Here is a 12,279-nt window from a genome sequence, read left to right on the forward strand (position 1 = left end):
GAAACAATTATGGAAAAGTTTGAAAAAGTAAAAGAACTGGTATCAGCGATTGAAGCAGATGCAACTAAATTTTATGATGGTGGTAACGCGGCAGCGGGTACACGAGTTCGTAAAGCGATGCAAGATCTTAAAGTTTTAGCTCAGGAAATCAGAGCTGAGGTAACAGAAAAGAAAAATAGCGACAAATAACCCCATCGCTGTTTTGGGATAGTGAGGCTCCTTTTAACAAAGAGGAGCCTCATTTTTTCTTAGGCATAATGGTAATTGTGTTAGTGTATGGGGAGGAAGACTACTTATTAAATTAGGCTTTACTGGAAAATTTTTTACATTTGCACTAGATGAAATATTTTGCCATCATATTGTGTTTTTATATGACTGCGCTAACCCTGATGCCTTGTCAGGATAGGGAGGATTCTTCTGCCCATATTTCTCTACCTAATTTCCAAAAGGCTTCTAAGGCAAATGATCATCCACAAAAAGAAACCTGTACGCCATTCTGCACCTGTTCATGCTGTTCAGTATCAAGAGATTTTATCCAGCCAAGAACCTTTTTTAGTATCATAGAAATTTCTCCTTCTCAATATTCTCGTTATAGAACCCCTGCACTAGCTGAGCAGTTCATCGAGATCTACCAGCCTCCTCAAATAGTTTAATACATCTTTTGTTTTTTTGCTGCCAAGATCTGGCATGCAAACTCGTATGTATTAAATCCAAATTTCATGTTTGATAAAATAATATTGTTCTCCATAAAGAACAAATTGACTATTGGGCTTGCGACATTCGGGCTGATCTTAGTCGGAATATATGCTGCCTACCATTTGCCTATCGATGCCCAGCCGGATATAACCAATAATCAGGTACAAATCATTACGCAGGCACCAAGCCTCGGTGCACAGGAAATCGAGCAGTTCATTACTGCACCAATTGAGCTTTCAATGGCCAATATTTCCGGGATAGTGGAAAGACGCTCAATTTCCCGGTCCGGCATTTCGGTTATTACAATTGTTTTTCACGATGACACTGATATCTATTGGGCGAGAACCCAAGTCAACGCGCAATTGAAAGAGGCAGAAAGCTCCATTCCAAAAGGTATGGCGGAACCCATGCTGGCTCCTATAAGCACAGGGTTAGGGGAAATCTATCAATACGTCATACATCCTAAAAAGGGGTATGAAGACAAATATACACCAACAGACCTGCGTACCCTTCAGGACTGGCTTGTACGTACCCAGCTGGCCGGAACCGTTGGCGTCGCAGAAGTCAGCGGGTGGGGCGGCTATGTAAAGCAATATGAAATAGCGCTTGACAACGATAAGCTGAATTCCTTGGGGCTTACCATTCCGGAAATTTATGAAGCTCTTGAAAAGAATAACGAGAATACCGGTGGTTCTTACATCGAGCAGCAGCAGAATGCCTACTTTATTCGAGGCCTGGGCCAGGTTCAAAATCTTAATGATATCAGGAAGATCGTGGTCAAAAACCGGAATGGTTCACCTATCCTCGTCCGAGATGTAGCAGTCGTGCAATTTGGAAGTGCAACTAGATATGGCGCGGTGACCCGAAATGGTGAAGGTGAGGTGGTTGCTGGCGTAACCCTAATGCTAAAGGGAGAAAACTTTAGCGAGGTCATCCAGAACGTAAAAGAAAGGATGACGCAAATCCAAAAGTCATTGCCGGAAGGTGTTGTGATCGAACCTTTTATCGATCGCACCGAACTGGTTGGCCGGGCAATCAGTACCGTTAGGCAAAACCTCCTGGAAGGTGCTTTGATCGTAATCCTCGTACTTGTCTTATTACTTGGAAATTGGCGGGCGGGCCTAGTGGTTGCTTCTGTGATTCCACTTGCAATGCTGTTCGCTTTTACCATGATGAAGATATTCGGTGTTTCGGGAAATCTAATGAGCCTTGGCGCCATCGATTTCGGGCTGATCGTTGACGGAGCGGTAATCATTGTTGAGGCGATCATATTTCGTCTTACCGAAAATAATCTCTTTCCGGGGATCAAGAAACTCAACAGAGATCAAATGGCTGATGCGGTGTATGAGGCATCGTCAAAGATCAGGAGCAGCGCTGCTTTTGGTGAAATCATTATTCTTATTGTTTATCTGCCGTTACTGGCCCTTGTAGGAATTGAGGGCAAGATGTTTAAGCCAATGGCGCAAACCGTGGTATTTGCCATAATCGGCGCCTTTATTCTTTCCCTTACTTATGTCCCGATGGCCAGCGCACTTTTCCTTTCCAAAAGTACCGAGCATAAAACAACTTTTTCAGATCGGATGATCGCCTATTTTCAGCGGGGCTATAAAACACTGCTTGTGTTTATACTGAGATGGAAGAGGGTAACGGTCGCCATAGTTGTAGTACTTTTTGTCTTTTCGATCTGGGCTTTTAAAAATATGGGCGGAGAATTCATTCCCACACTTGAAGAGGGCGACTTAACGGTTGAAATCTCCATGATGCAAGGTACCTCCCTGTCAGAAGTGGTGAAGACTTTCGGGAAAGCCGAAAAACTGCTAAAAAATAAGTTTCCGGAAATCAAACAAGCGGTAACACGGATCGGAAGCTCCGAAATACCCACTGACCCCATGCCCATGGAAAAAGGTGATATGATGCTTTCAATGAAGCCAAAGGAAGAATGGACATCAGCCAAGACCAAGGAAGAACTTATGGAGCAGATGGAAGCGGAACTGGCTCTCATACCGGGAATCAGTGTCGAAATATCGCAACCCATGCAGATGCGTTTTAATGAACTGATGACGGGAATCAGGCAGGATGTGGCTATCAAAATTTATGGGAGTGATCTGGACATTCTTGCCCAGCAGGCGCAAAAAATTGCTAAACTCATCTCGCCCGTGAAGGGCGTTGAAGAACCTTACATAGAAAAGGTCAACGGCCTGCCACAGATACAGGTTGCATACAACCGCGACAAGATGGCCCAATATGGCCTTAATATACAGCATGTCAACTCCATTCTGAAGACTGCATTTGCCGGCAGCGTTGCAGGCGTGGTATTCGAGGGCGAAAAAAGATTCGATATGGTCGTCAGGCTAAACAGAGATCTTCGGGAGAATATTTCCGGGGTGGAAAATCTGCTTATACCCATACCATCGGGAAGCAAGGTGCCCCTCAACCAGGTGGCCGACATTGAGTTTAAGGACGCGCCAGCCCAGGTATCCCGCGAGGATGGAAATAGGAGGATATATGTTGGATTCAACGTGAAAGGACGCGATGTGGAGTCAACAGTGAAAGAAATACAGGAAAAACTTGAACGGGAGCTGAAGCTTCCGAGTGGGTATTACACCACTTACGGTGGGCAGTTCCAGAACCTGGAGGCAGCTAAAGAGCGTCTGTCAATAGCTGTTCCAGCAGCTTTGGTTCTTATTTTGTTGTTGCTTTACATTACATTCCGGTCCGTAAAGGACAGCCTTTTGATTTTTACGGCGGTTCCACTTGCTTCAATGGGAGGTATTGCGGCATTGCTCTTTCGTGGCATGCCTTTCAGTATTTCCGCCGGAGTTGGCTTCATTGCCCTTTTCGGGGTAGCTGTTCTTAATGGAATTGTTCTAATTGGGTACTTTAATCAACTCCGTGACGAGGGAATAGACGATATTTATGAACGGGTGATGCTTGGGACTAAAACTCGGCTACGACCGGTACTGATGACCGCCTCTGTGGCCTCATTAGGATTTCTTCCTATGGCCCTTTCTTCCAGCGCAGGCGCAGAAGTGCAGAAACCCTTGGCCACAGTTGTGATCGGCGGACTGATCACCGCCACGTTACTGACCCTGTTTGTGCTGCCTTGTCTCTACCTTTTATTTAATAAGATTGGTAATATCAAAAAAAGCCTAACTAAGCCCCTGTTGACATTACTGTTATTCATAGGTATTTTTTTCTTCCTGCCTGTAGCAATAAAGGCACAACAGTCTACTCCGCTTACTCTCGATAGTGCTATTAGTATGGCCTTGAAAAATAATCTCCAGATCAGAACATCGAGACTTTCGATAGATCAGGCAAGGGCATTGCAAAAATCGGGATCGGATATCCCCAAAACTGAACTTCTGCTTACCCAGGATCCCACCAGTGGTGGCAACATGGACAATTCTCTGGGCATTACACAGAATATTGCCTGGCCGGGGCTTTATCGGAATAATAAAAAACTCCTCAAAGAGCAGGCGGTGCTGGCAGAACAAGGTAGCCGATCATTAGAAACTGAGATTATCCGTAATGTACGCAATGCTTGGTATAGCCATCAACTGAACCGGGAAACCCTGAGGATACTCAGCGTTCAGGATAGTTTATATGCCAGGTTTGTAAAAAAAGCTGAAGTGAGATGGAAGACCGGTGAAACTTCCAAACTGGAACTGATCAGCGCCCAGACCAAATTTCAGGAAGTACAGACGATTAGGATAAACAGCCAGGCAGAACTGAACAACAGCGAGGCGCTGCTGCGCCAGCTGATCAATATCAAAGGACCAATCCTGGTTGCTGTTAGCGATCTCATGATTCAAGGTGAACCTACAGGTTTGAACGGTGATCTTTCATCTAACCCCCAGGCCCGAATCGAAATGCAGAACATCGAGGTTGCAAACGCGAGGCTAGCCGTAGAAAAATCCCGGTTGCTACCTGATTTTTCAGTTGGTTATAGCCAGCAAATGCTGGTTTCAGGATTCAATCCCGCAGGTATATCCAGGACCTATTCACCGGGTACAAGAATTGCCGGATTTCAGATAGGCCTCGCCGTTCCAATCTTTAATGGAGCGGGCCGCTCCAGGGTTAGTGCAGAAAAACTTGCTATTCAAGTGGCCAGGTCAAATTACGAAAGCATACAATCACAAGTAAGCCTTGCTTTCATCCAGGAGACCCAGCGATACGAGTCTTTTAAAAAACAAGTTGATTTCTACAGATCAACAGGTCTTAAACTTGCCGAGGAACAGACCAGGATTGCACAAGTGTCTTTCGATCTTGGCGAAATTGGCTATCTGGAATACACACAGCACATATCAGGAGCCGTGCAGACAAAGCTTGCCTACCTAGAAGCACTGAGCAGGCTCAATCAATCGGCCATCCAATTACAGTATCTTAAAGGAAACTAATTATGTATATCCACAAAATAAAAAATATAGCGCTGATTTCCATGATCAGTATTGGTCTGTTATCAGCCTGTTCCGGTGACATTAAAAAAGATGAACCTGCAGACACGGTAAAACAGGAGAATAAGGAAGAAGAGGTAGGTCTGTTGGAATTGACTCCGGCCCAGATGAAGACGGTTGGAATTGAGGTCGGTTACATGGAGAACCGGAACCTGGCCTCTGTCGTAAAAGCCAATGGACAGCTGGAAGTGCCACCCCAGAACAAGGCAGATGTGAGCATTCTTTCCGGGGGTATTATCGTGCGTATCAACGTTCTCGAAGGGCAGCAGGTGAAAAAGGGCCAAGTGTTAGCTGTCATCAATAATCAGGATCTGATCAAAATACAGCAGGATTATCTTTCTGCTAAGAACAACTTTACCTATATCCAGGCAGAATATGAACGTCAGAGAAAACTTCAGGAAGCGGGAGCAGGAACAGGAAAATCCTTCCAATCTTCTGAGGCCACCTATAACGCCGAAAAGTCGAAGCTCCGTGCCTATGAAAGCCAGCTCAATCAACTCGGGGTTTCTGCAGTGAGCATCGCAAAAGGCAGGATAATTTCACAGTTTCCGGTAACTTCACCAATTAAGGGCACTGTCGGGCAGATCATAGAAAATACCGGCGCTTTTGTACAGCCGGGAACCTCGATCATGGAGGTGGTGGACAATTCAAAGATACACTGTGACCTGACCGTTTTTGAGAAGGACCTGATGTCAGTCAAGATTGGCCAAAGAGTAAACTTTCAGTTGACCAACCAAGGCAATCAAGTGATTACCGGAAGCATCAACGGAATCAATAAATCCTTTCAGAATGAAAGCAAGGGCGTTATTGTGCATGCGGTAATTGATAACGCTTCAGGCAAGAACCTGATACCAGGGATGTATGTGACAGCGCTGATCAGCACAGGGAACCAGTTAATGCCATCGCTACCTGTTGAGGCAGTAGTGCGCTCAGCGGGCAAGCAATATATTTTTATTGCCGAGTCTGGTAAAGGTGATTCCAAAACACAGGCGCTGCAGTTTACGAAGGTCGAGGTAAAAACCGGGGTTTCCGAACTTGGGTTTGTTCAGGTAACGCCTTTAGTAGAACTGGAAAAGAATACCAGGGTGGTAACAAAAGGAGCATTTTATCTTCAGTCCAAAGGTTCCGGTGGCGAAGAGGAGGAATAGCGATGGCAGATCTAGAAAAAATATTGATAGAGAAACAGATCAAGCCAACGGCTATGCGGATTTTGATCCTGGATTTCCTGTTCGTCCAATCCTCGGCGCAGAGCTTAACCGATATGGAACTGAATATGGACCATACAGACCGGGTGACACTTTATCGAACGATCAGGACCTTTGAGGAAAATGGCCTGGTACATCGGATTGATGATGGAAGCGGTGTGACCAAGTTCGCTATATGTTCCCCGGAATGTAGTGTTGCGGGCCATCAGGATCTGCATGTGCATTTTTATTGCACCGTATGTCAGGAAACGCATTGCTTGCCTAAAATTTCTGTTCCGGAAGTGTCGTTGCCATCCTTCTACAGTGCCAAAGAAACACAGCTAATCATCAAGGGGATATGTGGCAATTGCAGGGCTTGAACAATGCAATACGATTGCATGTTAACCATAGCTACATTTACGTAAAATTATATGGAAAACGGGCTTAAGGATTTCGATCTTCAATTATCTGAGTTAAAGCCCAAGGTCCGGGAGAAGGCCCTGGAAATCGCTGCAGTATGGGTTTGCGAAAAAGATATGGCAAAAGATGCAGCGCTCAAAAAAGGAATAGAACAGGCAGAAAACTGATTTGTGGATGCCGAAGGATAAGAATGACCATGAAAATGAAAAAGCAACAAAAAAAAATATTGGATAAGGAACTAGCTTCTAAAGAAGGTGGAAATTCTAAAAATCACAAGCATTCCAAAGAGAACTTGCAGGAGCATGATCATGAACATGAACATGGGGGCATATTCGGAAAAAATACCGAACTGATTTTCGCTGGAATCTGTGGAATAGCACTTGGAGCCGGCTTTGGCCTGTCTTTTGTAAATGGCATTCCCGAATGGGCGAGCCTTTCACTCTATGTTGTTGCCTATTTCTTTGGCGGTTTCTTCACCGCAAAAGAAGCTGTTGAAACGATCATGAAAGGCGGGTTTGAAATTGATTTTCTAATGCTGGTTGCAGCTATTGGAGCGGCGGTCCTTGGTGCATGGGTGGAAGGAGCATTATTGCTGTTTCTTTTCAGCCTTGGACATTCCCTTGAGCATTATGCTATGGGTAAGGCCAGAAAATCTATTGAGGCACTGACAAGCCTCGCTCCCCCTGTTGCCATTGTGGTAAGGGACGGAAAACAGCTCGAAGTTCGTATTGAAGAATTAAAGGTTGGCGAAATCATTATCATAAAACCAAATAGCAAAATCCCAGCCGATGGAGTGGTCGTCAAGGGCGAAGGAAGCGTAAATCAGGCGCCAATTACCGGAGAAAGCATTCCTGTCGAAAAATACCCCGTTCCGGATGCCGATAAGGATTATTCAAACGAGAAAAATATAAAAAACAGTTTTAGAGTGTTTGCCGGAACCATCAACGGCTCCTCTGCACTGGAGGTGAAAGTCATTAAAGAAGCCAAGGACTCTACGATATCCAGACTCGTAAAAATGGTTAATGAAGCGCAAAAACAAAAGTCGCCGACCCAGCTGTTTACAGACAAGTTCGAAAAGTATTTTGTCCCTGCTGTGCTGATATTGGTGACACTACTTTGTTTTGCGTTTCTCATCATCGATGAACCTTTTGCCAAAAGCTTTTACAGGGCCATGGCCGTTCTGGTTGCATCCAGCCCCTGTGCGCTTGCCATTTCTACGCCCAGCGCAGTACTGAGTGGTGTGGCACGTGCCGCCAGAGCGGGCGTATTGATAAAAGGTGGAAGGCCACTTGAAGACCTTGGTTCATTAAATGCAATTGCATTTGACAAAACCGGTACGCTAACGGAAGGAAAACCTGCACTGATTAATGTGATTCCACTTAATGGAATCAGTGAGGAAGATCTTTTGAGTATTGTAGTTGCGGTGGAAAAACTAAGTGATCATCCGCTTGCGGAGGCTATTGTAAAGGGTGCAATGGAGAAATTTAAGAACATTAAAATTCCTGAGGCCACAAATGTTAAAGGAATTGTTGGCAGGGGAGTTCAGGCAAATGTCGGAACAAAAAAGATATTCATTGGCAATAAGGCCTTATTTGAGAAAGATATGGTTCCTCAGGAAATTCTTTCCCAGATAGAGGGGCTGGAGAAAGACGGTCATACTTCTATGTTGGTAAAAATGGAAAACGATTTTATTGGCGTTCTTTCGCTAATGGACGTTCCACGTAAAGAAGCTAAGCGAGCGCTTGCTGACCTCACTTTTCTAGGTATTAAAAAGATGGTTATGCTAACCGGGGATAACCAACAAGTGGCAGATGCGGTTGCAAAACAAATTGGCGTAACTGAAAGCTGGGGAGACCTTATGCCTGAAGACAAGGTGAAAGCTATACAGAAATTAGTGAAGTCGGAAAAAATGGTTGCTATGGTCGGGGATGGGGTGAATGATGCGCCGGCAATGGCGAAAAGCACCGTAGGTATTGCAATGGGTGCTGCTGGATCGGATGTCGCATTGGAGACCGCTGAGATTGCCCTGATGGGGGATCGCTTAGAGAGCCTGCCATTTGCGATTGGTCTCAGCCGGAAAGCCCGAGGTATTATCAAGCAGAATCTATGGATTTCGCTGGGTGTTGTAGCAGCATTGATTCCCTTGACTATTTTGGGCATCGCCTCAATTGGTCCGGCGGTAATTGCGCACGAGGGTTCTACCTTAATTGTTGTGTTCAATGCACTAAGGCTGCTTGGATATGATAGCACACATAAAAATTCGAAAAAGGCCAGAGAGAGAGCAGCTTGAGGAAGATGGATAGGTAGGAAACACGCAGACTATTATGGGTAAACCTAATCAACCAAAGAATAAAACAGCCTCCGCATATAAGAGAAAAACATCGCAGCAATTTCCTAAAAAAACTTTAATGGTGGTTGTTTATTGGATACTGATTTTGCTTTTCTTGTTTGCTGCCTTTTTGAAATTAAGGCATTTCTACTTTTCACATATGAATTGATGGAAAACTTTCCTGTCGAAATTTTAAGAGGGATGAGTTCTTAGAGCCACTAGACTCATTGTACTAAACGGCTGGAACTTTAGTTCCGCTTTTATGTGCTTTACCCCTTCAAAAAAAAGATTTTCATTTATGCAAAAATTTTATTTTTAAATTTCTTATCGTAATATTGCGATATAAAATTATGGGACTTACCAAAACAGAAATTTTTACTAAGGAACAGAACGAGCTTTCAATGCTTTTGAAAGCGATTGCACATCCTGCCCGCATTGCGATATTGCAGCAGATCATATCTTCGAATGCCTGTATATGCGGAGACCTTGTAGAAGAGCTTGGTCTTGCACAGGCAACGATCTCACAGCATCTGAAAGAGCTCAAAAATGCGGGTATCATCCAGGGAACGATCGATGGGGTGAAGGTATGCTATTGCATAGAGCCGAAAACATGGAGCCTTTTACAAAATCTTTTTGGAGACTTTATGGGTTCTTATGTAGATCCTAAAGGCTGTTGCTAACCCTTTTTTTGAGCAAATCTATCGCAAAATTACGATACATAAATAGAGAATATATGAAACTATCAGAAATCAAAACCATCTTGGCAACCGCTGAAGCAGTTAACTTTAGGGTCGAGAACGGTGAAGCTGTACCAGAGCACTTTCACGTTACAGAAGTGGGAATCATTACCAAAGACTTTATCGATTGTGGAGGCAAGGTACGCCATGAAAAAGTCGCGAACTTCCAGCTTTGGGATGCCGATGACTATGAGCACCGCTTAAAAGCAGGCAAACTGTTGAATATTATTTCCCTTTCAGAAAAGGTGTTGGGCATGGAAGACCTGGAAATAGAAGTGGAATACCAATCTGGAACCATTGGGAAATATGATCTTGACTATGACGGTACAAACTTTTTGCTGCTTGCCAAGCAGACAGCTTGCCTTGCAAGGGAAGCTTGTGGTGTTGAAGAAACACCAAAAAAAGCAATGGTTAACCTAGCAGGGGCGGCGAATAGCTGTACTCCTGGAGGTGGTTGCTGTTAATCCGTTGTTATGGAAATAAGAAACTTATTACCAAGGGATTGGGGTTCGGTGAAATCAATATACGAAAAAGGCATTGCTACAGGCAACGCCACTTTCCAAACGAGCGCACCATCTTGGGAAGAATGGGACACTTCACATCTTGGCACTTGCAGAATTGTTGCTGAAGAAAATGGAAGTTTGGTCGGATGGGCAGCATTGACCCCTGTTTCTTCACGTTGCGTATATGCCGGGGTAGCCAAAGTCAGCGTATATATTGACCCCAAACAATCTGGAAACGGAATTGGGCTTGCACTTTTAGAAGAACTTGTTGCTTTGAGTGAGACAGTAGGAATATGGACATTACAGGCAGGTATATTTCCAGAGAACATCGGTAGCCTTCGCATCCATGAAAAGGCAGGTTTCAGAACGCTTGGAATTAGAGAGAAGATTGGAAAGCAGAACGGGGTTTGGAGGGACACGGTGCTGCTGGAAAGAAGAAGTAAAACTATCATTTAACAATAAAATTTATGAAGAAAATATTAGTGCTCTGCACGGGAAACAGTTGCAGGAGCCAGATTGCAGAAGGCTATTTAAGACATTTTGCCAGAGATAAAGCGGAAATCTACAGTGCGGGAATTGAAACCCATGGAGTTAATCCAAAGGCCATTGAGATCATGAAAAGGGATGGAATAGACATTTCTGGACATACTTCAAACAATATTGATGAATACATGGGTATCAATTTTGACTACGTGATCACCGTTTGCGATAATGCAAAGGAAAGCTGTCCCTATTTCCCCACCAATGCGGTAAAGTTCCATTATAACTTTCCAGATCCTGCAAAAGCAACTGGCACCGAAGAAGAAGTGATGGAACAGTTCCGTGAAGTAAGGGAAATGATCCGCAAATATGCGCAGAACTTTGTTAACGAGAACTTAAAACGTTAAGATGTCAGCGAACAAATGTGCGCCTGCCGTTGCGCGTAAAAAACTGGGTTTCCTTGACCGTTACCTCACGCTTTGGATATTCACGGCGATGGCTATTGGAGTGGGAATAGGCTATTTTATTCCTTCTTCGTCGAAGGTGATCAATTCCTTTTCAAGTGGAACAACGAACATACCACTGGCTATTGGACTGATTCTGATGATGTACCCGCCACTTGCAAAGGTGAGATATGAGAAGATGGGTGAGGTGTTCAAGGATATAAGGGTTCTGACCGTTTCACTAGTGTTGAACTGGGTCATCGGTCCACTGTTGATGTTCTTTTTGGCCATAACTTTTTTAAGGGATTATCCCGAATATATGGTTGGCCTTATCCTTATCGGACTTGCCCGTTGTATTGCCATGGTGGTAGTTTGGAATGAGCTGGCAGAGGGAAATCGCGAATACGCGGCAGGTCTAATTGCATTGAATAGTATCTTTCAGGTATTGTTATACAGCGTTTTTGCCTATGTTTTCATTACCGTATTGCCACCATACCTCGGCCTGAAAAGCTTGGAAGTAAATATTACGATTTTTGAAATAGCCAAAAGTGTCGGCATATATCTCGGTCTGCCATTTGCCATGGGGATTATTAGTAGATACTCTTTAATCAAAGTGAAGGGTGAAGATTGGTTCCGGGATAAGTTTGTTCCGATGATATCCCCCATTACCTTAATTGCTTTGCTTTTTACCATTGTGATCATGTTCAGTATAAAGGGTAACCTGATTGTACAGATTCCAATGGATGTCGTGCGTATTGCGATTCCACTTGTGATCTACTTTTCAATCATGTTCGTGGTTAGCTTTTTTGCCGGAAAATACTTTGGTGCGGATTATTCAAGAAGCGCCTCTATTGCTTTTACTGCAACCGGAAACAACTTTGAGCTGGCGATTGCCGTTGCCATTGGGGTTTTTGGGATCAACTCAGGACAAGCGTTTGCAGGAGTGATCGGGCCATTGGTAGAAGTACCTGCATTGATTGCGCTAGTCAATCTCGCATTCTGGTTTCGTAAGAAGTACTATACCCGCTAATTT

General features: G+C 44.2%; 12 protein-coding genes. All 12 read left to right on the top strand.

Annotated elements, in window-relative coordinates; translation table 11 throughout:
* Positions 1-9 precede the first annotated feature (9 nt).
* The 12 genes from ACZZZC_RS09260 to arsB all read left to right on the top strand — a co-directional run bounded on the left by ACZZZC_RS09260 (position 10) and on the right by arsB (position 12,276).
* Complete coding sequence (locus ACZZZC_RS09260; protein ID WP_463486998.1) at positions 10-189, top strand: histone H1; 180 nt, start codon at positions 10-12, stop codon at positions 187-189.
* Positions 190-338: 149 nt separating this feature from the next.
* Complete coding sequence (locus ACZZZC_RS09265) at positions 339-653, top strand: DUF6660 family protein (RefSeq protein ID WP_463486999.1); 315 nt, start codon at positions 339-341, stop codon at positions 651-653.
* Positions 654-719: 66 nt separating this feature from the next.
* Positions 720-5,093: a CusA/CzcA family heavy metal efflux RND transporter gene (locus tag ACZZZC_RS09270; RefSeq protein WP_463487000.1), complete on the top strand. Its 4,374-nt coding sequence runs from the start codon at positions 720-722 to the stop codon at positions 5,091-5,093.
* Positions 5,094-5,095: 2 nt separating this feature from the next.
* Positions 5,096-6,298: an efflux RND transporter periplasmic adaptor subunit gene (locus ACZZZC_RS09275; RefSeq protein ID WP_463487001.1), complete on the top strand. Its 1,203-nt coding sequence runs from the start codon at positions 5,096-5,098 to the stop codon at positions 6,296-6,298.
* A gap of 2 nt (positions 6,299-6,300) precedes the next feature.
* Positions 6,301-6,714, top strand: a complete 414-nt coding sequence (locus tag ACZZZC_RS09280) for a Fur family transcriptional regulator (RefSeq protein WP_463487002.1) — start codon at positions 6,301-6,303, stop codon at positions 6,712-6,714.
* Positions 6,715-6,765: 51 nt separating this feature from the next.
* A complete protein-coding gene (locus ACZZZC_RS09285; RefSeq protein ID WP_463487003.1) occupies positions 6,766-6,921 on the top strand; it encodes a hypothetical protein in 156 nt (51 codons plus the stop codon).
* A gap of 35 nt (positions 6,922-6,956) precedes the next feature.
* Positions 6,957-9,044, top strand: coding sequence for a heavy metal translocating P-type ATPase (locus ACZZZC_RS09290; protein WP_463487004.1), 2,088 nt, complete (start codon positions 6,957-6,959; stop codon positions 9,042-9,044).
* Positions 9,045-9,433: 389 nt separating this feature from the next.
* Entirely contained in the window at positions 9,434-9,763 is a 330-nt protein-coding gene (locus tag ACZZZC_RS09295; protein WP_463487005.1) for an ArsR/SmtB family transcription factor, read from the top strand.
* 53 nt (positions 9,764-9,816) lie between these two features.
* The gene (locus ACZZZC_RS09300; RefSeq protein WP_463487006.1) at positions 9,817-10,284 is read left to right on the top strand and encodes a DUF6428 family protein; all 468 of its coding nucleotides are present in this window, start codon (positions 9,817-9,819) and stop codon (positions 10,282-10,284) included.
* Positions 10,285-10,293: 9 nt separating this feature from the next.
* On the top strand, positions 10,294-10,779 hold the full coding sequence (locus ACZZZC_RS09305) for an N-acetyltransferase family protein (protein WP_463487007.1): 486 nt from the start codon (positions 10,294-10,296) through the stop codon (positions 10,777-10,779).
* Positions 10,780-10,790: 11 nt separating this feature from the next.
* Positions 10,791-11,210 carry an arsenate reductase ArsC gene (locus ACZZZC_RS09310; protein ID WP_463487008.1) on the top strand — a complete coding sequence of 140 codons (420 nt, stop codon included), beginning with the start codon at positions 10,791-10,793 and terminating at the stop codon, positions 11,208-11,210.
* A 1-nt stretch (position 11,211) separates the two neighbouring features.
* Positions 11,212-12,276, top strand: coding sequence for an ACR3 family arsenite efflux transporter (arsB, locus tag ACZZZC_RS09315; RefSeq protein WP_463487009.1), 1,065 nt, complete (start codon positions 11,212-11,214; stop codon positions 12,274-12,276).
* The last annotated feature ends 3 nt before the right edge of the window (positions 12,277-12,279 follow it).

This window comes from Pedobacter sp. AC212 (assembly GCF_979258625.1).